The following is a 24,235-nucleotide window of genomic DNA, read 5'->3' on the forward strand; positions in this document are numbered from 1 at the left end:
GCCTTCTTTTATCTACGCAATCCTCCGGAATGCGACACCTGGTCCACATGCCAGCGGCGCAATGCAAGACAAGGCAAGGCGATACGCCCTCGTTCCTGCTGTGCTATTTGAGGCGACTCAAACCTGCCGGGCCAGCATGCAGTTGGGGTTCATGATGCCTTGCGGGTCAAGCGCCTGCTTGATGGCGCGCATCATGGACAGCGCAACCGGCGACTGGTAATCGGGCAGGGTGGCTGCCTTCAGGGTGCCAATGCCGTGCTCGGCCGAAATGGAGCCGCCAAACTCGGCAACGGCGTCGTAGACGATGTGGTTGATCTCGTGCTCGCGCGCCTCAAGGAATGCCTTGGGGTCCATGCCCTCGGGGGCCTGCACGTTGAAGTGCAGGTTGCCGTCTCCCAGGTGGCCAAAGTTCACCAGGCGCATGCCCGGCACCTTGTGCGCCAGCACGGCGGTGGCGTGTTCCACAAAGGCTGGAATGCGTGAAATCGGCACCGAGATGTCGTGCTTGATGTTCAGGCCTTCCTCCACCTGCGCGAGCGGAATGCTCTCGCGGATGTGCCACAGGTTGTGCGCTTGGCTCAGGTTTTCGGCCACCACAGCGTCCAGCACGATTTCCTGCTCGAATGCGGCCTCCATCAGCGCCTCGAAGCGTGCGCGGGCGTGTGCCTCGGATTCGCTGTCTGAGTTTTCCAGCACCACGGCGTACGGAAAGTCAGGGTTGTCGATGAAGGGCACGCGCAGCTGCGGCATGTGCTTGTCCACCAGGGTCAGTGCAAAGCGGTTCATCACCTCGAAACCCGTGAGGCCCGCGCCCAGGTACTGGTGGGCCAGGCCCAGCAGCTGTACTGCCGCTTCAAACGACGGCAGCGCGGCCCAGGCGGTGAGCTGGCTGGCGGGCATGGGGTAGATCTTCATCGTGGCGGCCGTGATCACCCCCAGGGTGCCTTCGCTGCCGATGAAGAGGTTGCGCAGGTCATAGCCCGTGTTGTCCTTGCGCAGGCCTTTCAATCCGTTCCAGATTTCTCCCTGGGCGTTGACCACTTCCAGGCCCAGGCACAGCTCGCGCGTATTGCCGTAGCGCACCACCTGCGTGCCGCCGGCATTGGTGCCCAGATTGCCGCCAATGGTGCAACTGCCTTCGGCCGCCAGCGACAGTGGGAAGAGAAAGCCTTCCTTCTCGCAGCGCTCCTGCAGGCTTTGCAGAATGCAGCCCGCATCGACGGTGATCGTCAGGTTGTCCTTGTCCAGCGCACGCACGGTGTTCATGCGGCCCAGGTTCAGCACCACCTGCGTACCGGAGGTATCGGGGGTGGATCCGACGACCAGGCCGGTGTTGCCACCCTGCGGCACGATGGCGGTTCCATTGGCGGCGCAGGCCTTGACCACGGCCGCCACTTCTTCGGTGGAGCCGGGGCGCACCACGGCCAGGGCCTTGCCGTGCTCGCGGCGGCGCCAGTCCTGTTCGTAGGCGCTCAGGTCGCCATCAGTCAGTACATGGTTTTCGCCCACAATGCGGCGCAGGCTGGCAATCAGATCGGTCATGGCTTGGTCTCAACAAATATCCAAAACAAAATGCGTTCAGCGAGGCGATGGCCCGGCCGGTTACTCGGCAGGCCGCACGGCTTTCTGGCGGCCCTTGACATGCAGTACGCAGGCGGCAAACAGCAGCAGGCACAGCGCGATCTCGGCCATCGCGCACCAGCGGCTGGGCGGCGCATCACCAAATGCGCGCACCACACCTTCGGTAAAGTACAGCCACACCAGAAGACTGACCCAACGGTAGGTGTACATGCGGTGCTTGAGCAGCCCTGCCAACGGTATGCACAGCGGCAGCGCCTTGATGACGAGCCACGAGCCACCGGGGCGCAGCGGCGCGATCCACAGCTCCCACGCCACAGACAGGACCACGAGGCCCAGGAGCGACACCACTGCCAGTGTGCGCGACAGCTGCGCCACGCCAGGCGCTGCGGCGGGCGTTACCAAATCAGGCAGATTCGAAGGTGCGGAAGGCATGGTGCGTGGTGTGAAACTGGCATCATATCGGCATGTACGGCACAGAAGAGAAAAACACGGCATCGAGGGCGACGGATTCCACGGCCACCAGGCCAGAGCGCTGGTGGCAGGCGCTGGCTGATTTTCCGTGGGGCAATACGGTCGATACCCTGCGCAGGCGTTTTGGCGAAGACCGCCTGGGTCTGACGGCCAGCAGCCTGACCTTTACCACCACCCTGGCACTGGTGCCGTTCATGACGGTGGCGCTGGCACTGTTCACCGCGTTTCCGATGTTCTCGCAGATGGAAGCGCAACTGCAGCGCTGGCTGGTCGAGAGCCTGATCCCCAGCAGCATCGCCAGCCAGGTGCTGGGCTACATCACCCAGTTTGCCAGCAAGGCCAGCCGCCTGGGCATGGCGGGCCTGAGTTTCCTGCTGGCCACGGCGCTGGCACTGATTCTCACCATGGACCGCACGCTCAACAACATCTGGCGGGTGCGCAAGCTCCGGCCGCTGGGCCAGCGCGTGCTTATCTACTGGGCTGCCATCACGTTGGGGCCGCTGCTGCTGGCCGCCAGCCTGGCGCTGACGTCGTCGGTGATGGCCGCTTCGCGCAGTGCCATGGGCGAGCTGCCGTACCTGATTCGCCTCGCTTTCGATTCGCTGGAGTTTGTGCTTTTGGCGGCGGGGGTGACAGCCATGTTCCGCTATGTGCCCAATACCCATGTGCGCTGGCGCGACGCATTGGCTGGCGGCGTGTTTGTAGCGATCGGGATCGAGCTGGCCAAGAAGATTCTGGCTCTGTACCTGGCCAACGTGCCCACGTACTCCACGATCTACGGCACCTTCGCCACGTTGCCCATCTTGCTCATCTGGATCTATGTGGCCTGGGTGATCGTGCTGCTGGGCGCCGTGGTGGCCGCCTATCTGCCCAGCCTGCTGGCGGGCGTGGCGCGCCTGCCCACGGCACAGAGCTGGGATTTTCAGCTCGCCATCGAGTGCCTGCACGCCCTCAACCCCATGCGCTACCAGCCCGAGAAGGGGCTGTACCTGCACCAGCTGGCTGCGCAATTGAAGGTGGAGGATGTGCAACTGCACCGCGCGCTGGATGTATTGGCCCAGCTGGACTGGGTGGGCGCCGTGGTGGATGTGGAGGGCCGCGTCACCAGTGCGGAACGGCAGGGCCAGAGCAGCGACAGCGATGCCCGCTACGTGCTGCTGGTAGAGCCCGCTGCCACGCGTGCGCAGCCGCTGATGACGGCGCTGCTGCTGGACTACAACGAAGCCACCGAGCCCCTGTGGTGGCACTGCGGTCTCGATCACGTCATGCTGATCGATCTGCTGGAGCGCCGCCCCGGTGCGCTGGAGGCGCGAGAGGTGCAGGAGGCAGAACGCGCAGCAGCCTGAAATCTGCGAAAGCGGAAAAAATCAGGCGCGCAAGGATTGCGGGTAGCTGGCATCCAGCCGCTGGCGCGCAAATGCCACCATGTCGGCCGGATAGCGCGGGTGAGCCGCAAAGGCATTGTCGTTCAGGTCGTACAGCACCACCAGGGCCGCAACCTCCCAGGCCCAGTGGTGGTTGGCAATGTCGGTCCACGAGGCGGGTGACAGGGTATCCGCTGTGGCCGGATAGGCCTGCTGCAGGTAGGCCTGCAAGGGCGCGCTGCATACCTCCAGCTGCTCGAAGAACGGTGTGAGAGCCGCGTAGGGTTCGGGGCAGAACAGGGCTTCCACCGCTTCGGTCTTGTCGCAGGCGGCAGCGCTCAGGTAATCGAGCAGGCGGTCGCACTGGTTGTCCAGCAGGCGCTGCACGATGGGCGGAATCAGCTCCTGGCGCTCCAGCAGCACCGGAAAGGCCAGCAGTTGAACCGCACTGGCGTAGTCCTGGCCCGCCACCTCCAGCGTGCGGTGGTGGGCGAGGCCCTTCTCGTTCGCGCTGCGTGCCATGCTGGCAAATTCATTGCAGCAATGCAGCACGTGTTCGAACAGGGCTTCCAGGCTGGTGAGGGACAGGCCCCGGGTGTAGGCCAGCTCGGGCAGGCGCAGCGCCTGGCGCACGGCATCACGCCAATCATCCCAGGCCTGCTGCTGGCTGCCGGGGGCCAAGTCCTGCATGTCCAGTCCGTAGTAACCGTGGCTGGCGAATTCGTGCAACTGGCCCAGCGCATCCGCCCAGGCCTCGTTCCAGCGCTCGGTGTCCACGGGCTGGCGAGGCTGCAGCAGATGCCACGGCAGGGCGTGACAATGCTGCAAAAGGCTGGGAAGGGCGGTATCAAGCATGGCTGGTGGCATTCGTGCTGCGTTGTGGCATGCGCTTTGCGCCCCGATGCAGCGATAGGCCATAGGCTAGCGCATTCTGCGCGATTTGCGCGCTAAAAAATGGCCGTCCTTACCACTGCTTACCGCCGATACAGGTGTGATATCTCGCTATCAAAATTATTGCTTAGTATTGAAGGAAATCCCGAATTGCAAACAGCGTTGGATCGGGGGACTCCATCATTTGGTTGTGCCCATTGGGAATCGTTCGCACTTGCACGGACTTGCCGGCCGCCTTGGCTGCATCGATCAGGCCTTTGGCGGCCTTGGGCGGAGTCATCTGGTCTTGCTCACCCAGCACAAACAGAATGGGGCAATTGACGGCCGTCATGGCAGATTCTCCGCCGCTGTAGCTGTCACAGGCCACAAAGCCGGTATGCAGCAGGTTGGTGTCACCATTGCTGGCCAGCACGCGGCGGCCCAGCGCCGTGCCCGCGCCGAACACCCAACTGCCTGCACCATTGGGTGGCGACAGGGTGGCGCGCGAGAAGGTCTGCACCATGGCGATGGCCTGGTCCGGTGCGCTTTGCGCCAGATCCAGCAGCACGGGCGATACCTTCATGGGGGCAGCGGTGCCCACCAATACCAGGTGGCTGACCCGGGCGCCTAGCTGGGCAGCGGCCTGCATGGCAATCAGGCTGCCCCAGCTGTGGCCGATCAAGGCGGCCTTCTGCAGGCCTGCGGCGTCCATCATCTGGCCGATGAAGGTGGCGGCCTCTTCCACACTGGCGGGCGCTTTGCCGCCGCTCTTGCAGTGGCCCGGCAGGTCGATGGCCAGCACGTTCCAGCCGTGGTTGGCCAGATAGCGGCTTTGCAGGGCCCACACGCTGTGATCACACAGCACGCCATGGATGAAGATGGCGGTGGGCCTGGCGGCGTCGAACGCCTTGCCGCCGGTATAGGCATATATGTCTGCGCCCTGTACTTGGATATGCATTTCGGTCTCCAGATTCTTGTGCGGTATCTCGTGGTCAGATATCTGCAATCAGCCGCTTGCCCAGCGACACGGTCTTGTCATTGCTGTAGCCCAGGCTTTCGTAGAAGGCGATCACCGCCTCGTTGCCTTCGCGCACCTGCAGGTTCAGCTTGGGGCAGCCACGCTCGGTCAGCAACTGTTCGGCCCGCTCCATCAGGCGGCGCGCATGGCCCTGGCGCTGGCAGCCGGGGTGAACGGCCAGGTAGTTGATCCAGCCGCGATGGCCGTCATAGCCCACCATCACGCTGGCGATCAATTGCCCGGCTCCATCGGTGCCGACCAGAAAGAGATCGGGCGACACGCTGAGCTTGCGCGCAATGTCCTTGTGCGGGTCGTTCCAGGGCCGGGTCAGGCCGCAGTCGTTCCACAGGCCGATCACGGCATCGGTGTCGGAGGTGGTAAAACTGCGGATCTGCAGGGAGTGCTTGATTTCCATCAAGCAGCCTTTTCTGCGGCTTTGAGGGCGCGCTTGAGGTCGTCGATCAGGTCGTCGGCATCTTCCAGCCCGATCGACAGGCGGATCGTGCCCTGGCCGATGCCGGCCTGGGCGAGCGCTTCATCGGTCATGCGGAAATGCGTGGTGCTGGCCGGGTGGATGACCAGCGAGCGGCAGTCGCCCACGTTGGCCAGGTGGCTGAAGACTTTGAGCGTTTCGATGAATTTCTTGCCCTGGTTGCGGTTGCCGGCAATGTCGAAGCTGAACACCGAGCCCGCGCCGCGCGGCAGCAGCTTCTGCGCGAGCGCATGGGAGGGGTGCGACTCCAGCATCGGGTGGCCCACACGGCCTACCAGCGGATGGCTGGCCAGGAACTGCACCACCTTTTCGGTGTTGCGCATGTGGCGCTCCATGCGCAGCGGCAGCGTCTCGATACCCTGCAGAATCAGCCAGGCGGTGTGCGGGCTCATGCAGGCGCCGAAGTCGCGCAGGCCTTCGCGGCGCGCGCGCAGCAAGAAGGCGCCTACCGTGCTCTCTTCGGTGAACACCATGTTGTGAAAGCCGTCGTAGGGCTCGGTCAGTTCGGGAAAGCGCCCGCTCTTTTCCCAGTCGAAGCTGCCGCCATCCACGACGATGCCGCCAATCACCGTGCCATGGCCCGAGAGGAACTTGGTGGCCGAGTGGTAGACGAGGTCTGCACCATGCGCGAAGGGCTTGATGAGCCACGGCGAGGTGAGGGTGGAATCCACCAGCAGCGGCACGCCCGCCTCGTGGGCAATCTGTGCCACGGTAGGAATGTCCAGCACATCCAGCCCCGGGTTGCCCACGGTTTCGCCAAAGAAAAGCTTGGTGTTGGGGCGGATGGCGGCGCGCCAGCCGTCGATGTCGCCGGGCTTGACGAAAGTGGTTTCGATGCCAAAGCGCCGCAGCGTGTAATGCAGCAGGTTCTGCGAGCCGCCATACAGGGCGGTGCTGGCCACGATGTGGCTGCCCGCGCCCATCAGTGTGGCAATCGACAGGTGCAGCGCCGCCTGGCCGCTGGCCACGGCAATGGCTCCTACGCCGCCTTCGAGGGCCGACACGCGCTGCTCCAGCACGGCATTGGTCGGGTTGCTGATGCGGCTGTAGACATGGCCGGGCCGTTCCAGGTTGAACAGGCTGGCGGCGTGGTCGCTGGACTCGAAGACGAACGAGGTCGTCAGGTGGATGGGCACGGCACGTGCGCCGGTGGCCGGGTCGGGCTGGGCGCCTGCGTGCAGGCTCAGGGTGTCAAAACCGGGGTCTGAATAGCCGGGCATGGCGGATCTCCATCAGATTGTCATTCTGGGTGGGGATTGTCGGCTATATTTAACGAACCATTGCTGGCAGCCCTGTCGCGCAAGCGTTGGGTGGCCGCATCCACTTCCACCGAGCGCCAGCCAGGGCATGCATCTGCTGGAGATCTTGAAGGAGACGAGCATGAAAGTCAGTGACATCCTGCGCCTCAAAGGCAACACCCTCTACACCGCAAGCGTGAATGACCCGCTCTCCGACGCCATTCAGACCATGTCCGAGAAAGACATCGGTTCGCTGGTGGTGATGGAGCACGGCGACGTGGTGGGCATGCTGACTTTCCGCGAAGTGATTGTTGCCATCGTGGGCAACGGCGGCTCTGCCGGAAACACCCTGGTGCGCAGCGTGATGGACGATGCGCCGCTGACCTGCACCATGGAGACCGACATGGACGAGGTACGCCGCATGATGCTGGACCGCCATGCGCGCTACATGCCGGTGATGGACAAGAAAATGCTGATGGGCGTGATCAGCTTCTACGATGTGGCCAAGGCCGTGGTGGACAGCCAGAACTTCGAGAACAAGATGCTCAAGGCCTATATCCGCGACTGGCCGGTGGAAGGCGAAGCCGACTGACGTTGTGGCGCGGCAACAGTCCGCTCGTCCGCAGCATTCATCCAGACAGCGGCCGCAAGGCCGCTTTTTCATGCCTGTTTGCAGCCCGGCCTGCGCTCAAAAGCGGATGATGCGGCCGGGAGGGCGCTGTGCAGCATGTGTGCCGCTGCTGGGCATGGGAGGCTGGCCCACATACCGTGCCCGGGGGCGGATCAACTGGCCGCTTGCACGCTGCTCCAGCGCATGGGCAATCCAGCCGGCGGTGCGGCCCAGGGCAAACAGCACAAACGCCGCGCCCGCCGGCAGGCCCAGGCTGCGCTGAATGGCGACCAGCGCGTAATCCAGGCTGGGGTGCAGGCCGGTGTCCTCGTACACCTGGCGCAGCAACTGCTCACGTGCCGCATCGGGTGCCAAAAGCGCCAGCAGATGCAGGCTGCGCGGATCGCCCGCCGGATAGAGCGGGTGGCCAAAACCCGCGCAGTAATGCGGCGTGGTGCCCAGGCGGGTGTCTGCCAGCAATCTGCGCAGCGATGGTGCCAGCCCCTTGCGGCCTGCGCGGTGCCAGTCTTCCCAGTGGCTGGCGATCACCTCCGTCATGCCGCCATGCAGGGGACCGGACAGCGCTGCCAGGCCCGCGCCCACGCTGGCATGCAGGCTGGCGCCGGTGGATGCCACCACGCGCGTGGCAAAGCTGGAGGCATTGAGTTCATGGTCGGCGCACACCACCAGCGCCTGCCGCAGGATGTCGGCATGGGCCGGACCTGTTTGCCATACCTGCCCCAGGCGCTTATGCAGTGGGCGCAGGCGCTTTGTTTTTTGTAGCGAATGCAGCTGCTGCGCTGCGCTGGTGACAGGCTGCCCTGTCAGGATTTCGGCCATACTTTGCAGCAGGGCCAGGGGCCAGAGCGCGGCGTGCTCCATCTCGGCCTCCAGGGCCTCCGCGCCACCGTACCAGGCCGACAGCGCCATGGCAGGAGTGCGTGGGAGGTCCTTGTTTGCTATCACTTTGTGAGCTGGTGACGCTTCTTCATCCAACGCGACAGCCATTTTCTGATTCCAAAGCAGTGCCGCCACTTCCTCAAGATTCGCTTGCGCGGCCAGCGAGGCCGCCAGATGGCCCCGGTAGTACAGCTGGCCGCCTTCGACCTGGGTGATGGCGGATGCCAGTACCGGCGTTCCCCAATCCAGCGTGGACTGGGCGAGCCGCGCCGGGTTGCGTACCGATTGCCGCTGGATGGCGAGGCGCTGTACATCGGCCCGGGCATACACATGGCCGCGCTGGCCGGGCTGGGCCTGCGCGCGCAGCAGGCCACGGCTGACATAGCTGTACAGGCTGGCGCGCTGTACACCCAGCATGGCGGCGGCCTGCTGGCTGCTCAGCCAGGGGGAGTCGTCGAGAGGGGCATGAGCGGCGGGAGATGGGCGAGGCATGCGCCATGCTAGCCCACATGGATTGGCCCAATCAAGATTGACGGGGCAGGGCGCAGCGCGTGCAATGGCGGCCAGCACGACCGATTCGCGTGCGCCCTCTCGCCCATGGAGCCAGAAATGCAAATGTCCCACGCCACCCCACCTGCAGATGCGCTGCACCACCGCATTCGCCAAGCCGTGCAGCAGCAGTGGCATGCGGCAGGCCTGCCGGGGGCCCCCGCCGTCGATGCACAGGCGCTGCAGCTGGGCGGCGATGGCGGCGGTTACCTCTCCAGCTTTGCGGTGGATGTGGCGGCAGGCGCATCCGTCGCCGCAGCCACGCTGGCAGCGGCGCAGTTGGGCAGCCTGCGCAGTGGCAGTGCGCTTGCCTGCGCCAGTGTGCAGGTGCCGCATGCCCTGGCAGAAACCACGGGGTACTTCACCCTTGATGGGGTGCAGCCCGATCTGTGGTCGCCCATCTCGGGCCTGTACCCCTGTGGTGCGGCGGTGGGCAGGCCGGGTTGGGTGCGCATTCACGCCAATTTCGACCACCACCGTGATGGCGCGTTGCAACTGTTGGGCTTGCCCATTGGCAGCTTGACGCAAAAACAGGCCGTAGTGCAGGCATTGAATGCGTGGGATGCTATTGATTTTGAAACCCAAGCCGCCGAGCGCGGTCTGGTGGTGGCGGCTGCCCGCACTCCGCAGGAATGGGCTGCCCATCCGCAGAGCGCTGCAGTGGCCGCGCAGCCGTTGGTTCAGATCACGCGGCTGGATGCCGGGCAGCCAGCGTCGCCGCGTGCCTGGCCTGCTTTGCAGAATGAGAATGCAGGGCCTCTTTCGGGCATTCGGGTGCTGGACCTGACGCGCATCCTCTCAGGCCCGGTAGCGGCGCGAACGCTGGCTGCGCATGGCGCCGATGTGCTGATGATCAACGGCCCGGGTCTGCCCAACATCGGTGCCATTGCCGATCTGAGCCGGGGCAAGCGCTCGGCCTTGCTCGATTTGAAGTCCCCCACTGGCAAGGCCCAGTTTGCCAGCCTGCTGGACGGCGCACACGTGCTGCTGCAGGGCTACCATCCCGGCAGCCTGGATGCGCTGGGCTTTGGCCCGCCGCAGGCGGCGCAGTTGCGGCCCGGCATTGTGTACGCCAGCCTGTCGGCCTATGGGCGCCGCGGGCCTTGGGCAGACCGGCGCGGGTTTGATTCGCTGGTGCAGACGGCCAGCGGCATCAACTGGGCGGAAGGTCAGGCCTTTGAGGGCATTGCAGGCGGTAACGCCGGTGCTGGCAGCAGCGGCCTGCGTGCGCTGCCGATGCAGATTCTGGATTACGCGGCAGGCTTCTGGTTGGCCTTCGGCATCCAGGCCGCGCTGTACCGCCAGGCCACGCAAGGGGGGAGCTGGCATGTGCAGGTATCGCTGGCGCGCACGGCCCAGTGGCTCCGGGAACTGGGACAGCGACCCGTGCTGCCGCAAGGGCTTGGCGATACGGCCGAGGCAGGGCTCGCAGCCAGAGTGGCGCCTTACCTCGAAACGCTGACCAGCGGTTTCGGCACACTGACTGCAGTGCGCCACAGCGGCGTGCTGGGTGGTGTGGCCATGCCGTGGCGCTACCCGTCCATGCCGCCGGGCAGCGCAGCGCCACAGTGGCCTTGATCTGTGCGCAGTGAACGCTATGGTTTTTGATGCTCTGCTGTGCATTGGCAGGGCGCGAAAGGCTTATTCCATGCAAAAAACCTGCGTTTGAAGGGCTTGGATGGCGCGGCATGCAGGCAAGTTGCGTTGGTGGCTTGCCCGGTCTCTCTGGTGGGCGCTGCTTTCACCGCATAATGGCGGGCTATGAGCGGCAATACCTTCGGCACCTTATTCACTGTCACCAACTTCGGCGAATCCCACGGCCCGGCCATTGGCTGTGTGATTGATGGTTGCCCCCCGGGCATGGCGCTGTGCGAAGCAGACATCCAGCATGATCTGGACCGCCGCCGCCCCGGTACCAGCAAGTACGTGACGCAGCGCAACGAGCCTGACCAGGTCGAGATTCTCTCGGGCGTCTACGAAGGCAAGACCACCGGCACGCCGATCTCGCTGCTGATCCGCAACACCGACCAGCGCAGCAAGGATTACTCCAATATTGCGCAGAGCTTTCGCCCCGGCCATGCCGACTATGCCTACTGGCACAAGTACGGTATCCGCGATCCGCGTGGCGGCGGCCGCTCGTCTGCACGCTTGACCGCGCCCACGGTGGCGGCAGGCGCTGTAGCCAAGAAGTGGCTCAAGGAGAAGTTTGGCACCGAGTTTCGCGCCTGTATGCTGCAGGTGGGCGAGGTGGCCCTGCCGTTCGAGAGCTGGGAGCATGTGCCTGGCAACCCGTTCTTTGCCCCGGTGGCCGATGTGACGCGCTACGAGGAATACATGGATGCGCTGCGCAAATCGGGCGATTCCTGCGGCGCGTTGATTCGCGTCAACGCCAGCGGCGTGCCTGTGGGTCTGGGCGAGCCGCTGTATGACAAGCTCGATGCGGACATCGCCTACGCCATGATGGGGCTCAATGCCGTCAAGGCCGTGGAGATTGGCGCAGGCTTTGACAGCGTGGCACAGCGGGGCACCATCCATGGTGATTCGCTCAGCCCCCAGGGTTTTCGCAGCAACAACGCGGGTGGCATTCTGGGTGGCATCAGCACCGGGCAGGACATCGAGATCCGTATCGCAATCAAGCCCACCAGCTCGATCATCAGCCCGCGCGAATCGATCGATGTCGATGGCAACAGCACCGAAGTCATCACCAAGGGCCGCCATGACCCCTGCGTGGGCATCCGCGCTGCACCCATTGCCGAGGCCTTGCTGGCCATGGTGCTGATGGACCATGCCCTGCGCCACCGTGCGCAGAATGCTGATGTGGTGGTGGGCTTTGGGCCGATTGCCGCGCAGGCTCCTGGGGTTTGATGGAAAAGAGCCCTGAAAGCCCACCAGTGGCGCGCCTGCTGCTATGAAAAAAGCGAACCAAAGGGTTCGCTTTTTTATTGGAAGGTTGAAAGCAGGGGGCTCAGGGCTTTTTCCTGCCCGTGTCCTTCTTGCCCGCCGCTGGCTTGGTCACCTCATCGACGATGGACTTGAACTGGTCGATATCCTCGAAGCTGCGGTAGACGCTGGCATAGCGGATGTAGGCCACCTTGTCGAGCTTTTGCAGCTCGGTCATCACCAGCTCGCCAATCAGATGGGTCTGCACCTCGCGGGCGCCCAGGCTGCGCAGCTTGTCTTCGACGTGTTCGAGCGCCATGTCCACCTTGTCGATGCTGACCGGACGCTTGCGCAGCGCCAGGCTGAACGAGCCGCGCAGCTTGCTGCGGTCATAGTCGATGCGGCGGCCATCCTTCTTGACGATGGCGGGGAAGCTCACTTCCGGCCGCTCATAGGTGGTAAAGCGCTTCTCGCAGTTGCCACACTGGCGCCTGCGCCGGATGAAGCCGCCGTCTTCTGCCACACGGGTTTCGACCACCTGGGTGTCGGGATGGTTGCAGAACGGGCATTTCATAGGCGCTGGCGGTGCGTCAATCAGCGATACACAGGGAAGCGGGCGGTCAGCTCGTTCACCTTGGCACGCACGGCGGCGATGTTGGCTTCATCGCGTGGGTTGTCCAGCACGTCGGCGATCAGGTTGGCCGTGAGGCGTGCTTCCTCGTCCTTGAAGCCACGGGTCGTCATCGCGGGGGTGCCGATGCGCACGCCGCTGGTCACCATCGGCTTTTCAGGGTCGTTGGGGATGGAGTTCTTGTTGATCGTCATGTGGGCGGCGCCCAGCACGGCTTCTGCTTCCTTGCCGGTGATGCCCTTGGCGCGCAGGTCGACCAGCATCACATGGCTTTGCGTGCCGCCGGAGACGATGCGCAGGCCACGCTGGGTCAGCGTTTCAGCCACGATGCGGGCATTGGTCTTGACTTGCTGGGCGTACTGCTTGAACTCGGGCTGCAGCGCTTCCTTGAAGGCCACGGCCTTGGCCGCGATCACGTGCATCAGCGGGCCGCCCTGCAGGCCGGGGAACACGGCGCTGTTGATGGCCTTTTCGTGCTCGGCCTTCATCAGGATCACGCCGCCACGGGGGCCGCGCAGGCTCTTGTGGGTGGTGGTGGTCACTACATCGGCGTGGGGCACGGGGTTGGGGTACTCGCCAGCGGCAATCAGGCCGGCGTAGTGGGCCATGTCCACCATGAAGATGGCGCCCACATCCTTGGCGACCTTGGCAAAGCGGGCGAAGTCGATGGACAGCGAGTAGGCCGAAGCGCCGGCAATGATCAGCTTGGGCTTGGTCTCGTGCGCCTTCTTTTCCATGGCGTCGTAGTCCAGCTCTTCCTTCTCATTGAGGCCATAGGAGACCACGTTGAACCACTTGCCCGAGATATTGAGAGGCATGCCGTGCGTCAGGTGGCCGCCTTCGGCCAGGCTCATGCCCATGATGGTGTCGCCGGGCTTGAGGAAGGCAAGGAACACGGCCTCATTGGCCGAGGCGCCGCAATGGGGCTGCACGTTGGCGGCTTCTGCGCCAAACAGTTCCTTGACGCGGTCAATGGCCAGCTTCTCGGCAATGTCCACATACTCGCAGCCGCCGTAGTAGCGCTTGCCGGGATAGCCTTCTGCGTACTTGTTGGTCAGTTGGGTGCCCTGGGCCCACATCACGGCAGGCGAAGCATAGTTTTCGCTGGCGATCAGCTCGATGTGCTGCTCCTGGCGCTGGTTTTCGGCCTGGATGGCCGCAAAGAGTTCGGCGTCGGTCTGTTCGACAAGAATGTTACGGTGGTACATGACGGTCGGTTGAGTCAGAAGTAACCCCCTGCCCGCCAGAAGCTGGCGATAGAAAGCAAGGGCTGCCCAGGCGCACGGCTAACACGTGGCAAGACACAGGCGGTGATCGTGGCACCGTAGTCCCTCGCACGGTACGCTCCCCGGTGGTTGCTGCAGGGCGGGCCTGCGTTCCACGTCAACAATCTGGTTGCTCAGATGTCTATCGCCAGTCGCGTACCCGGCTAGTGTAGCCGAGGCTTGGCAGACTGTTACTTCTACTGGGCTAAATGCCCGGGCAAAGAAAAAGCACCCCGCAGGGTGCTTGTCTGGTAGCCAGGCAGGTTGACCGCCGCTCGGCGGATCAGGAGCCCATGGCCACGGTCGTGGACTCGGTCTTGACGGGCTGCGCGGTTGCAGAGCTGGTCTTGTCTACCAATGCTACAGTTGCAGTAGCGCTGTCTGCTGGTGCCGCAGGCGCTGGGGCCTTGTTTTGCACTGCAGGCATGGTGGCGGCCGGTACAGTGGCCTTGGCGGACAGCGATGGCTTGGCTGCGGGCTCGGCAGGGTTGCTGCGGCCATTGGCCACCTGCTTGATGCGGAAGTGCTCGGCCATCACCTTGGCAGCGTAGCCGCCATCGTCGGGCAGGTTGGCTGCGCCCACATAGTATTTCAGCCCACCTTCGAGCGAGCCGGCACGCTGGATGCATTCCTGCAGCACCTTTACGCCCACGCGCAGGTTGGTCACCGGGTCGAATGCGGCAAAGTGACCACCAAAGTGTTCGTACTTGTCGGTGTGGATCTTGGTCATCACCTGCATCAGGCCCTGGGCACCTACCGAGCTTTGCGCGAAGGGGTTGAAGCTCGACTCCACCGCCATGATGGCCAGGATCAGGGTCGGGTCGAGCTTGGTTTCCTTGCCGACCTGGAAGGCTTCAGAGACCAGCACTGCCAGTGGCTCGGGCGCCACGCGGTACTTTTTGGCCAGCCAGTAGGCCACGGCTGCCTGGTTCTTGGGCAGTTGCTGTGGGTTGGTGGCCGTGGCGCGGTCCACCGCAGCAATGATGTTGGCATCCGTGCTGCCAGTGCTGTCGGCCACGGTATCGGCCGCGCTTTCCTGGCGCGCCTGCAACCAGGTGCGCAGGTAGTCTTCCCCTGCGTTGCGCAGATCTGCGCGCGAAAACAGGGTGAGCGCACAGAATGCCACCAACAAACCAACCAATGCCAAACTGTTGTGGGCCATGGCCACAATGCCATGGGCTAAGGTGCTGCCCAAAGAGCGCGCACCGGCAGCCACTTTCGCGGAAGCCGTCATACCAATGATTCCTTTCTATGTCCTGCCGTCCCGATCACCGCCGTGGTGGGGCTGAAGACTGGCAGGTGGCGCAACACCGTCCTGTGTGGCACCAATCAGGTTGCCCGCTGCTTTGCAGGCGACCCTTGTCGTTTCATGCACGCTGCTTGCGTGTCAGGGGCTACGATCAAAACACCAAGTGGGTGTGACTAAAAATTCAGCAAAAAATGCAATGGGACGAATTCTAGAAGCTCGCTTAATAAGCAGTCAACACTATAGAATTCAAAATTAAGACAAAAAAGTAGTAAAAAAACGTGTATAGCGGCTTGTTGCAGCGGACCCATGTGCACGGCGGGATAGGGTGGAATGGGCCTCGCACAGCTTGGTAAAAACCCGCATGTGCGGTCGCAATCGTTGTGTGCAGCTTTGGGCGTGTCATAGTAATAACACATAAGATTGTTTATGTTTCATCAATATAAGCAATCATTTGGAACTTCGATATTCCATATAAAACATCTTGGTGAGATGCTATGAAGTTATGAGTGCATGGAAGCTCGGGTCTGCATGGCCGGCGCGCCGGCGTACTCCGGAACCGGTGTAGGAAAAGCGGCATGTTTGCCTGGCGGCATCGGGTTGGGGTCTTGTGCGCGGTCCGTAGCCGGAGAGCGGACCTTGCTGCGCCTTCCATGACGATTGCAAACCATGTTGGGCAGGCGCAGATTTGTCATAAATCATGGGTAAAAATACCCAATAACCTGTTGCCTTCTCGGGTCTATATCTTATTTCACCAGGGTAAATTCAATATTTGAACGCATGAAGACGGGCTTTGGGGGCGGTGGATGGCGGCCATTTGCCCAAAAAATGGCTTGTGCGAGGCTGTTCATCACCAAAAAAACGGGCAGAAGATGCGATGGGCGTGCCACTGATGTAACAGTGGTAAATGGTTGGTAGTGGTTCGGCGGGAAATCTGGGAGCCCGCGAGAGCCGTGTGGCGCATGGCGGGGCCCTGTTCTTTCCCAAGGAATTTGTCCACCCCTCTATATATAGGAGTGAATAGCTTTCTCCTGGGAGAGGCGAGGATGGGCCCTGATGCTTTGAACGATTGTGAAAAGGTGGCCCGCGCTGGCGTTGATTCACTGTGCTGCTATCTATTTAGATGGTTCTTTGGGCACAATGCGGGTGTCGACCCTGATTGAGGACTTTCGCCGTGAGCGAACAACAAAAATCCCAAAAGAAAACGGGCGCAGGCCTGCGCTGGCTGCGCCGCCTCGCGTGGTGTGTGGTGGCGCTTCTGGCGCTGTGGGCGCTGTCATGGCTGGCGATGCCGTGGCTGCTGCGCACGCAGGGCGAAAAGATCGCCTCCGAAAAGCTGGGCCGCGCCGTGCATATCGGTGCGGTGGAGTTCAAACCCTGGTCTCTGGAGCTGACGGTGCGCGACCTGCAGATTGCAGGGCCCGCCCCGGGTAGCGAACCCCAGTTCGCCGTGGACCGCGTGTATGTTGATGCCGATATCCAGTCGGTCTTCCGTCTGGCGCCCGTACTCGATGCCATCCAGATCGACAAGCCTGTGGTGCGTGTGGCGCAGACCGCGCCCGGCAAGTTCGACTTTGACGACATCGTTGCCAGGCTGAAGGACCCGAATCCGCCCCCCGACGATGGCAAGACCGCGCACTTTGCGCTCTACAACATCGAGCTCAAGGACGGGCAGGTGCTGTTCCGCGATGACACCGTGGGCCAGACCCATGACCTGAGCAGCCTGCATCTGGGCATTCCGTTCATCAGCAACCTGGAATCCAAGCGCGAGATCAAGGTGGTGCCGCAGCTCTCGTTTGGCCTCAATGGCAGCCAGTTTGCCAGCCAGGCCGAATCGACGCCGTTTACCGACGATCGCAAGACCGACGCGAGCTTTGCGATCAAGGACCTCGATCTCAAGCCGTATCTGGGCTACATCCCGGCTTCCGTTCCGGTCAAGCTGGTAGCCGGCGTGCTCAATGCCAATCTGAAAGTGGCTTTTGAGCAGACGGACAAGGCTGCCGTCAAGCTGAGTGGCGACGTGCATGCCTCCGGTGTGCAGGTGCATGACGCCAGCAACGATGAGTTGCTGGCCTGGAAGCAACTGGATGTGCAACTGGCCGATGTGCAGCCGCTGGCCGGGCAGGTACATATCGCCCAGGTGGCGCTGGATGGCGCGCAGCTCTCGCTCAAGCGCGGCAAGGATGGCAAGCTTCACCTGCTGGATGCGCAAGGCGAGCCGCTGCAGGCCAAGGCTACAACGGCGAATGAGCCCAAGAATGCTGCGGAAAAAATAGCTGATAGCGCAGAACCAACGGGCGAAAATGCCATAAAAGATGCCAAGAATGCGACCGAGACGCCGGTTGGCCCCGAAGCAGCTCCAGCCAGCCCGTCTGCTGCAGAGCCCGCAGCGCAGGCCAGTTCTGCAGGCGAAGCTGCCAGCCCGGCGAAGACTGCCAAGGTAGCCAAGGCTGCCGCATCCCCGGGTGGCGCAGGCAAGCCCGCATGGAATGTGGTGGTGGACGAGGTCCAGCTCAAGCATGTGCAAGGCCTGTGGGTGGACGAGAGCGTGCCTGTGCCGGCGCGCGTCCAGCTCAATGATTTTGCAATGACGGCCAGCAAGATTGCCTGGCCCTTCAAGGAGCCGTTTGCCTTCCAGGGCGAATCGGGCCTGTCGGGCGACAAGGGTGTTCCGTCATCGGGGCACATTGCCTTCAGCGGCAAGGCCACCGACCAGACCGCCGAGGTGGAGGTGAAGACCACCGCACTGCCGCTGCAGCTGGGCGCGTCCTACCTGACCGGCGTGATCGAGCCGGGCCTGCTGGGCAGTATCGACAGTGAAATGCAGCTGCACTGGCTGGGCGAGGCTGTGCAGGTGAAGCTGGCGCAACTCACCGTGTCGGACGTTGCGGTGCAATGCAACAGCAAGCTCAACTGCGCAGCGCCCCACGGCCCCGCTGTGGGCCTCAAGGGCAAGGACAACCTGCTGGAGCTACAGCAGCTTCTGGTCAAGGACGCCACGCTCGATACCGCCAGGCAGCAGGTCGTGGTGGGCTCGGTGGAGCTGCTCAAGCCCGCGCTGGGCGTGTCGCGTGACAGGGGCGGCCGCATGATGTTCGAAGACTGGCTGCCAGCCACCAAGGCGGCCAAGGCAGAAAAATCAGAAAAACTGGAAAAGGACGCGAAAAAGCCCGTCGCCAAGGACGCTGCAGTAGACAAGCCGTGGGATGTACAGCTCTCGCGTATTGCGGTAAAGGGCGCCAGTGTTGCCTACCAGGACGAATCCACACCGCGCAAGGTGGCGGTGCGGCTGGCGGATTTTGATCTGGAACTGCGGGATTACGCACCGCTGGCGGTCAAGGCCAAGCCATCGCCGTTGAAGGTATCGGGCCGCATTGCGACTGGCCGCGCCGAGCCGGGACGGCTGGTGTGGGATGGCAGCCTGGGCATGAGCCCGCTGTCGGCTGCAGGGCGCCTGAACCTGAGCCAGTTGCCGGTGCATGCCTTTGTCTCCTACGCGGAGGCGGCGCTGCCGGTGCGATTGATGCGGGCGGATGCCAGCTTCAAGGGCAACATCGACTTCGTGCAATCGCCCAAGGGGCCGGCTCTCAGTGTCAAGGGAGATGCTGGGCTGGATGACGTGCGCGTGCGGCCGTTGGCGGCTGCCAGAACGCTGAAAGCAGGCGATGATGCTATCGAAAAAGAAGCGGAGAGCGCAGATGTATCGGGCGCCAAGGCCTTGAAAACCTCTGGAAAATCAACGGGCGCAGTGGCGCGTGGCGGTCTGGGCTCCGGCCTGATCGGCGCCAGCGACGATCTGCTCAACTGGAAGGTGCTGAGCCTGCGCGGCCTGGATGTGCAGATGGCCCCGGGCCAGCGCATCAAGGTCAAGGTAGGTGAGACGGCCTTGTCCGATTTCTATGCCCGTCTGATTGTGCAGGAAAACGGCAAGCTCAATCTGCAGGATCTGGGTGGCAGCGAAGGCGCGCCTGCAGGCGCCGCCACCGATGGCAGCAAGGACGGCAAGGAGCCTGTTGCAGCCAAGGCGGCTACGTCAACGACTCCGGCACCGGCTACGGCGGCGGCTCCCGCTGCGGGTGCTGCTTCTTCGGCGACCGGCCCCATCATCGACATGGGCCCCATTACGCTGGCAGGGGGCACGGTCAAGTTCAGTGACCATTTCATCAAGCCCAACTATTCGGCCGATCTGTCGGAACTGGCGGGCCGCATGAGCGCCTTCTCGTCCGAGCCGGCGGCTCCTGGTTCACCACCGCAACTCGCCGATCTGGAGCTGCGCGGCAAGGCCGAAGGCACGGCGTCGCTCGACATCACCGGCAAGCTCAACCCGCTGGTCAAGCCGCTGGCGCTCAATATCCATGGCAAGGTGCGCGATCTGGAGCTGTCGCCGCTCTCGCCCTACAGCATCAAATATGCGGGCCACGGCATCGAGCGCGGCAAGATGAGTGTGGACGTGCAGTACGACGTGCAGCCTGACGGCCAGCTTACCGCCACGAACAAGCTGGTGCTGAACCAGCTGCAGTTTGGTGACGCGGTGCAGGGCGCACCGGCGAGCCTGCCCGTCAAGCTGGCAGTGGCCCTGCTGGCGGATCGCAATGGCGTGATCGACTTGGACCTGCCGATCAGCGGCTCGCTCAATGATCCGCAGTTCAAGCTCGCACCCATCATCTTCAAGGTGATCGGCAACCTGATCATGAAGGCGGTTACCTCGCCCTTTGCGCTGCTGTCGGGCGCCTTTGGCGGCGGGGCAGAAGCCAGCCAGGTTGCATTTGCGCCCGGCAGCGCCGTGCTGGACGATGCAAGCAAGGCCAATCTGGACAAGATTGCCAAGGCTCTGCAGGATCGCCCGGCACTGCAGATGACGGTGACCGGCCAGTCCGACCTGGCCCAGGAGAAGGTCGGCTGGCGCAAGGCCCGCATCGACGACATGGTACTGGCGCAGAAGCGCCGCGCTGCCATCCGCGCCGGTGGCAAGGCCGACGATGTGACCGCGGTCAGTGCAGCTGAGTACCCGGCGCTGCTCAAGGACGTCTACAAGCGCGCCGACATCAAGAAGCCGCGCAACATGATTGGCTTGGCCTCGGACATCCCTCAGGCCGAGATGGAAACCCTGCTCATCACGAGCGTGGATGTGCCTGACAGCGCCATGCGTGAGCTGGCGCTGGCGCGCGGGGTGGCGGTGCGCGATTATCTGGCCGGGCAGGGCGTCAAGCTCGACCGCCTGTTCCTGGGCAACGTCAAGACCGAGGGCCAGGACAAGGACTGGACGCCGCGTGCAGAACTGAGCCTGGCACCCCGGTAAGCGGATGGATTGTTGAAACCAGCGAATCGAGGGCGGGAATGGCATCCCGCCCTTCTTTTTTGGCTGGGTCAGCAAAGGTAAAAGCGGTTTCTGCCTCCTGCTTGCTTGGAGACCTTGCCAAACCCGGTCAAAATAGAACCCTGGCAGCGGGCGGAATGCCGCCGGCGCCTTTTTTATTTTGTGCCAATGGCTGCACTGTCCAGGCTTGCAAAGCGCACCGGGGGCAGTGCAGGCCGTATTTACACTGAGCTGAGCCATGTTTCCCTCCTTCCTCTCGCGCAACAAGACGCCTGAAACTCCCGAGCCTACCCCCGCACCGGCCAAGGCGGCGGCTGCACCGCATCCGCTTGACGGCCTGACGGGTGGCGCCTTTTCGGCTGCGACATCGGGCGAGCGCGCGGCCAAAGTGCGCGAATGGCTGGCCACCAACCCGGGCGCCGAGCAGCTGCAAGAGGTCTTCAAGGAGCTGTCGGCCCGCGACAAGGGTGCTGCCAAGGCCATCCGCGAGCGCATTGAAGAGCTGCGCCGTGCCAAGGGCCAGGAGGCCATTGCCGCCGAATGGGCTGACAAGGCAGGCAAGCTTCTGGCCGCATCCAAACTGAACATTGCCGACGCACTGGCCTGGCAGCGAGATGCCGCCAAGGCGGGGGCACCTCTGTCCAGGGAGCCACTGGCGTCGCTCAAGACCCAGCTGGCCGAACGCGTCAAGACCATTGAAGACCTGCAGCATCGTGTGCAGGTGCAGCGCGAGGCCGCCGTGTTGCTGGCGCAGCGCGTCGAAGTGCTGTCCACCAAGTCGTACAAGGACGCACAGGCCGCCGACAGCGCCCTGGCAGCCGATGTGCAGCACTGGCAGGACCAGGCCGCCGCCCTGGAGAGCGATGCCAGCTGGAGCAGTGTGGAGGCGCGCTATCCCACGATGCTCGACACGTCCAAGAGCCAGTTGCTCGTGGTATGGGAGGCCTTCCAGTCCGCGCTGCAGCAAACGCTCAAGGCGGCCGAAGACACGCAGGCGCCATTGCCAGCTGTCCCCGTGTGGGCAGACGAGCTGCGTGCTGCCCGAGGACTGCCTACCGAGGCGGAACAGGCCGCAGCCCGTGCCGCTGCCAAGCCGGCAGGCAAGCCGGCTGCCGACCCGCAGGAGGCCAAGCGCGCCAAGCAGGCAGTGCAGGAGGCATTGAAAAAGCTGCAGGAAGAGACTGCCGAAGGCCATGGCAAGGGTGCATCGGGCGCCGCGCAACAGCTGCGTGCCGTGCTCAAGCAACATGGCAAGCAGATCGATGCCGAACTGGAATCGCAAGTCAACGCAGCACTGATTGCTGCAGGCGAGCTGGAAGGCTGGCAGCGCTGGAGTGCCGACAAGGTGCGCGAGGAATTGCTGGCCAAGGCCCAGGGTCTGCTCGCGCGTCCCGAAGGGCAGGAACTGGGCGGCCGAAAACTGCAGGAAACCCTGCGCCAGCTGCGCGAAGACTGGAAAAAGGCCGACCAGAGCGGGCCGACCAACCATGCGCTGTGGAAGAAGTTCGACGACGCATGCAATGCGGCCTACAAGCATGTCGAGGTATGGCTCGGCAAGGTGCGCGAAGAGGGCGCCAAGCACCGCGCCGAGCGCGAGGCGCTGATTGCCGAGCTCAAGGCGTGGACGCAAGCCCACAAGGCCTCGACCGAGTGGAAGGCCATGCAGCGCGATCTATTCCAGTTTGGCGATCGCTGGCGCGCCAGTGGCCATGTGGGCGAAAAGGCCTATGCCGAGCTGCAGGCGGCCTGGAAGGCTGCGCACCACGAAGCCACTGCGCCTTTGCACACTGCGCAAAAGACCAGCATCGCCCGCCGCGAAGCCATGATTGCCCAGGCCACCGAGCTGGCTGCTGCGCCGCACCTGAACATTGACGCCGTGCGTGAGCTGCAGCGCCAATGGCAGACGGAAGCGCAGGGCGTGCCCATGGACCGCCGCCATGAACAGAAGCTCTGGGATGCCTTCCGCAAGCCGCTTGACGAAGCCTTTGCACGCAAGACCCAGCAACGCGAGCGCGTGGCTCAGCAACTGAGTGCCCGTGACCAGGCTGTTCTGGATGCCTCCAAGGCACTGGAAGCCGCCAACCACAGCGGCGACGCGCAGCAGATCCAGAGCGCCATTGAAGCTCTGCAGCAGGCGCTCAAGGCCCAGCGCGAACAGGCACAGGTTGCTCCAGAGGCCGTATCGGCTCCTGCAGCCGCACCCGCGGAGGTGTCTGTAGGCACTCCTGCACCAGTTGACGCCGAAGCAGCTCCAGAAACGGAGGCTGCGGCGGCAGAGGACGGTGCCGATGCTGCAGAAGCACCAGCCCCGGCGCCTGCCGCACCGGCTCCCAAGCCGGTGATCGCCCAGCGCAGCGGCGATGACCGCCCAGGCATGAAGCGCGATGCGCCCGTGGTTGCGGGTCGTGGCGGCAAGCCGGGTGACCGGCGCGACGGACGTGATGGGCGCGACAGCCGTGCCCCGCGTGGTGATCGCAATGAGCGCCGTGGTGACGACCGCTTTGGTCGTGGCGACCGTTTTGACCGTGCGCCGCGAGAAGATCGTGGCCCACGCTTGGGAGATGCCGCTTTCCGTGCGCAGCGCGATGCGCTCGACCACGCACAGGCTGCATTGCGCAAGCTGGCAAGCCAGGCCCATGGCCAGGCATTGACGCAGATGATGGATGCCTGGAGCAAGCGCGATGCTGCCTTGCTGCCGGCTGCGCAGGAGTTGGGTCGTATGCCCGGCACCGTGCGCGCCACCTGGGGCCAGGCTATCGCTGCGCCAGCTGCGGGTGATGCACGCGAAGCGCTGCTGCGCCTGGAAATGGCCGCCGAAGTGCCCACTCCGGCTGACCACATCGATGCGCGCCGCGCGCTGCAATTGCAGTTGCTCACTCGCCGCAACGACCCGTCGCCGCAGGAGACCTGGCAGCAGGACGTAGCCAAGGTGCTGCAGTCAGGCAGCGACGAGGCATCTGCCCGCCGCCTGCAGAATGCGCTGAAGTCGCTCCTGAAAAAGTAAGCCTCTCTGCGCCCGAGCGCACAAACGCCCCGCGTCAATGGCCGGGGCGTTTTTCTTTGCCATGGGCGGCGCTGGTTGCAAAGAGGGGCGAGGTGAGGGGGAGGCGGGCCGCTGAGGTGCTTGACATCAATGTAGTGCATGCTTTCCCGTCGATGCTATTTCCTCCCGCCGTGCATCGCGCAAACAAAAAGCCGCTGCACTTTCGTGCAACGGCTTGTGTTTTGGTGCCCAGGAGAAGACTCGAACTTCCACGATGTTACTCGCTAGTACCTGAAACTAGTGCGTCTACCAATTCCGCCACCTGGGCTTTCAGGATGCATGAATTATAGCGGTGCGCCGAAGGCGGTTTTGGACAAAATCCCAATTATTTTTCAAAAAAGATAGCTGGTGGCGCTTGCTGGCTGTGCGCCACTGGTCAAAAGGAGCAGTGCCACAAGCAGAAAAGCCGCTGCACGGTGTGTGCAGCGGCTTGCTGTTTGGTGCCCAGGAGAAGACTCGAACTTCCACGATGTTACTCGCTAGTACCTGAAACTAGTGCGTCTACCAATTCCGCCACCTGGGCTTTCAGGAAGGCTGAATTATAGAGTGAATTTTTGGCGCCGCAGCAAAAAATCCGGAAATTATGCGGGCGGGCAGCTGGCGCTTGCACAAGGGCGTGGCCCCGGGTGCGGGTGCACAAAGAAAAAGCCGCTGCACTTGCGTGCAACGGCTTGTATGTTGGTGCCCAAGAGAAGACTCGAACTTCCACGGAGTTACCCGCTAGTACCTGAAACTAGTGCGTCTACCAATTCCGCCACC

Annotated in this window: 16 protein-coding genes, 2 tRNA genes and 1 riboswitch; of the genes, 6 read left to right on the top strand and 12 right to left on the bottom strand. The window is 63.4% G+C overall.

Features of this window, described 5'->3' with window-relative positions:
* Positions 1-117 precede the first annotated feature (117 nt).
* Together ACH2DG_RS18380 and ACH2DG_RS18385 are read right to left on the bottom strand one after the other, a co-directional pair.
* Positions 118-1,542: an FAD-binding oxidoreductase gene (locus ACH2DG_RS18380; protein ID WP_395027894.1), complete on the bottom strand. Its 1,425-nt coding sequence runs from the start codon at positions 1,540-1,542 to the stop codon at positions 118-120.
* Positions 1,543-1,602: 60 nt separating this feature from the next.
* Entirely contained in the window at positions 1,603-2,013 is a 411-nt protein-coding gene (locus tag ACH2DG_RS18385) for a DUF2069 domain-containing protein (protein WP_224149688.1), read from the bottom strand.
* 32 nt (positions 2,014-2,045) lie between these two features.
* On the opposite strand from ACH2DG_RS18385, the gene ACH2DG_RS18390 reads away from it, so the two are divergent.
* On the top strand, positions 2,046-3,398 hold the full coding sequence (locus ACH2DG_RS18390) for a YihY family inner membrane protein (RefSeq protein WP_395027895.1): 1,353 nt from the start codon (positions 2,046-2,048) through the stop codon (positions 3,396-3,398).
* 21 nt (positions 3,399-3,419) lie between these two features.
* Here ACH2DG_RS18390 and ACH2DG_RS18395 read toward each other — a convergent pair whose 3' ends face one another.
* The 4 genes from ACH2DG_RS18395 to ACH2DG_RS18410 form a co-directional block, all read right to left on the bottom strand.
* The gene (locus tag ACH2DG_RS18395) at positions 3,420-4,271 is read right to left on the bottom strand and encodes a PoNe immunity protein domain-containing protein (RefSeq protein WP_395027896.1); all 852 of its coding nucleotides are present in this window, start codon (positions 4,269-4,271) and stop codon (positions 3,420-3,422) included.
* 163 nt (positions 4,272-4,434) lie between these two features.
* The gene (locus tag ACH2DG_RS18400; protein WP_395027898.1) at positions 4,435-5,244 is read right to left on the bottom strand and encodes an alpha/beta fold hydrolase; all 810 of its coding nucleotides are present in this window, start codon (positions 5,242-5,244) and stop codon (positions 4,435-4,437) included.
* Positions 5,245-5,278: 34 nt separating this feature from the next.
* Positions 5,279-5,701, bottom strand: coding sequence for a GNAT family acetyltransferase (locus ACH2DG_RS18405; protein ID WP_395027911.1), 423 nt, complete (start codon positions 5,699-5,701; stop codon positions 5,279-5,281).
* Between the two features lie 17 nt (positions 5,702-5,718).
* Positions 5,719-7,017 (bottom strand): O-acetylhomoserine aminocarboxypropyltransferase, encoded by a 1,299-nt coding sequence (locus ACH2DG_RS18410; RefSeq protein WP_395027900.1) that lies wholly within the window; start codon positions 7,015-7,017, stop codon positions 5,719-5,721.
* Between the two features lie 160 nt (positions 7,018-7,177).
* Here ACH2DG_RS18410 and ACH2DG_RS18415 point away from each other — a divergent pair, with 160 nt between their 5' ends.
* Positions 7,178-7,627, top strand: a complete 450-nt coding sequence (locus ACH2DG_RS18415) for a CBS domain-containing protein (RefSeq protein WP_184710644.1) — start codon at positions 7,178-7,180, stop codon at positions 7,625-7,627.
* 96 nt (positions 7,628-7,723) lie between these two features.
* On the opposite strand, the gene ACH2DG_RS18420 is transcribed toward ACH2DG_RS18415, so the two are convergent.
* Positions 7,724-9,037, bottom strand: a complete 1,314-nt coding sequence (locus tag ACH2DG_RS18420) for a citrate synthase family protein (RefSeq protein ID WP_395027902.1) — start codon at positions 9,035-9,037, stop codon at positions 7,724-7,726.
* A 117-nt stretch (positions 9,038-9,154) separates the two neighbouring features.
* Between ACH2DG_RS18420 and ACH2DG_RS18425 the strand changes: the two genes are divergently transcribed.
* Positions 9,155-10,672 carry a CoA transferase gene (locus tag ACH2DG_RS18425; protein ID WP_395027903.1) on the top strand — a complete coding sequence of 506 codons (1,518 nt, stop codon included), beginning with the start codon at positions 9,155-9,157 and terminating at the stop codon, positions 10,670-10,672.
* A 183-nt stretch (positions 10,673-10,855) separates the two neighbouring features.
* The gene (gene aroC / locus ACH2DG_RS18430; protein WP_395027904.1) at positions 10,856-11,959 is read left to right on the top strand and encodes a chorismate synthase; all 1,104 of its coding nucleotides are present in this window, start codon (positions 10,856-10,858) and stop codon (positions 11,957-11,959) included.
* A gap of 100 nt (positions 11,960-12,059) precedes the next feature.
* On the opposite strand, the gene nrdR is transcribed toward aroC, so the two are convergent.
* The 3 genes from nrdR to ACH2DG_RS18445 all read right to left on the bottom strand — a co-directional run bounded on the left by nrdR (position 12,060) and on the right by ACH2DG_RS18445 (position 15,104).
* The gene (gene nrdR / locus ACH2DG_RS18435) at positions 12,060-12,548 is read right to left on the bottom strand and encodes a transcriptional regulator NrdR (RefSeq protein ID WP_395027905.1); all 489 of its coding nucleotides are present in this window, start codon (positions 12,546-12,548) and stop codon (positions 12,060-12,062) included.
* A gap of 20 nt (positions 12,549-12,568) precedes the next feature.
* Positions 12,569-13,813: a serine hydroxymethyltransferase gene (gene glyA, locus ACH2DG_RS18440; protein ID WP_224149678.1), complete on the bottom strand. Its 1,245-nt coding sequence runs from the start codon at positions 13,811-13,813 to the stop codon at positions 12,569-12,571.
* A gap of 57 nt (positions 13,814-13,870) precedes the next feature.
* Positions 13,871-14,036, bottom strand: a riboswitch (ZMP/ZTP riboswitch).
* A gap of 117 nt (positions 14,037-14,153) precedes the next feature.
* Positions 14,154-15,104, bottom strand: coding sequence for a transglycosylase SLT domain-containing protein (locus ACH2DG_RS18445; RefSeq protein WP_395027907.1), 951 nt, complete (start codon positions 15,102-15,104; stop codon positions 14,154-14,156).
* A 1,186-nt stretch (positions 15,105-16,290) separates the two neighbouring features.
* On the opposite strand from ACH2DG_RS18445, the gene ACH2DG_RS18450 reads away from it, so the two are divergent.
* Both ACH2DG_RS18450 and ACH2DG_RS18455 read left to right on the top strand, forming a co-directional pair.
* Positions 16,291-20,415 carry a DUF748 domain-containing protein gene (locus ACH2DG_RS18450; RefSeq protein WP_395027908.1) on the top strand — a complete coding sequence of 1,375 codons (4,125 nt, stop codon included), beginning with the start codon at positions 16,291-16,293 and terminating at the stop codon, positions 20,413-20,415.
* 256 nt (positions 20,416-20,671) lie between these two features.
* Positions 20,672-23,437 (top strand): DUF349 domain-containing protein, encoded by a 2,766-nt coding sequence (locus ACH2DG_RS18455; protein WP_395027910.1) that lies wholly within the window; start codon positions 20,672-20,674, stop codon positions 23,435-23,437.
* Between the two features lie 222 nt (positions 23,438-23,659).
* On the opposite strand, the gene ACH2DG_RS18460 is transcribed toward ACH2DG_RS18455, so the two are convergent.
* A tRNA-Leu gene (locus ACH2DG_RS18460) sits at positions 23,660-23,744 on the bottom strand.
* Positions 23,745-23,914: 170 nt separating this feature from the next.
* Positions 23,915-23,999: transfer RNA gene (locus ACH2DG_RS18465), tRNA-Leu, on the bottom strand.
* Positions 24,000-24,235 lie beyond the last annotated feature (236 nt).

This window comes from Comamonas odontotermitis (assembly GCF_040396735.1).
GTDB lineage: Bacteria > Pseudomonadota > Gammaproteobacteria > Burkholderiales > Burkholderiaceae_C > Comamonas > Comamonas odontotermitis_C.

Excerpts from the sequence above, each read along its gene's own strand:
- ACH2DG_RS18380 (WP_395027894.1), bottom strand. The coding sequence starts at position 1,542 with ATGACCGATCTGATTGCCAGCCTGCGCCGCATTGTGGGCGAAAACCAT.
- ACH2DG_RS18385 (WP_224149688.1), bottom strand. The coding sequence starts at position 2,013 with ATGCCTTCCGCACCTTCGAATCTGCCTGATTTGGTAACGCCCGCCGCA.
- ACH2DG_RS18390 (WP_395027895.1), top strand. The coding sequence starts at position 2,046 with ATGTACGGCACAGAAGAGAAAAACACGGCATCGAGGGCGACGGATTCC.
- ACH2DG_RS18395 (WP_395027896.1), bottom strand. The coding sequence starts at position 4,271 with ATGCTTGATACCGCCCTTCCCAGCCTTTTGCAGCATTGTCACGCCCTG.
- ACH2DG_RS18400 (WP_395027898.1), bottom strand. The coding sequence starts at position 5,244 with ATGCATATCCAAGTACAGGGCGCAGACATATATGCCTATACCGGCGGC.
- ACH2DG_RS18410 (WP_395027900.1), bottom strand. The coding sequence starts at position 7,017 with ATGCCCGGCTATTCAGACCCCGGTTTTGACACCCTGAGCCTGCACGCA.
- ACH2DG_RS18415 (WP_184710644.1), top strand. The coding sequence starts at position 7,178 with ATGAAAGTCAGTGACATCCTGCGCCTCAAAGGCAACACCCTCTACACC.
- ACH2DG_RS18420 (WP_395027902.1), bottom strand. The coding sequence starts at position 9,037 with ATGCCTCGCCCATCTCCCGCCGCTCATGCCCCTCTCGACGACTCCCCC.
- ACH2DG_RS18425 (WP_395027903.1), top strand. The coding sequence starts at position 9,155 with ATGCAAATGTCCCACGCCACCCCACCTGCAGATGCGCTGCACCACCGC.
- aroC (WP_395027904.1), top strand. The coding sequence starts at position 10,856 with ATGAGCGGCAATACCTTCGGCACCTTATTCACTGTCACCAACTTCGGC.
- nrdR (WP_395027905.1), bottom strand. The coding sequence starts at position 12,548 with ATGAAATGCCCGTTCTGCAACCATCCCGACACCCAGGTGGTCGAAACC.
- glyA (WP_224149678.1), bottom strand. The coding sequence starts at position 13,813 with ATGTACCACCGTAACATTCTTGTCGAACAGACCGACGCCGAACTCTTT.
- ACH2DG_RS18445 (WP_395027907.1), bottom strand. The coding sequence starts at position 15,104 with ATGACGGCTTCCGCGAAAGTGGCTGCCGGTGCGCGCTCTTTGGGCAGC.
- ACH2DG_RS18455 (WP_395027910.1), top strand. The coding sequence starts at position 20,672 with ATGTTTCCCTCCTTCCTCTCGCGCAACAAGACGCCTGAAACTCCCGAG.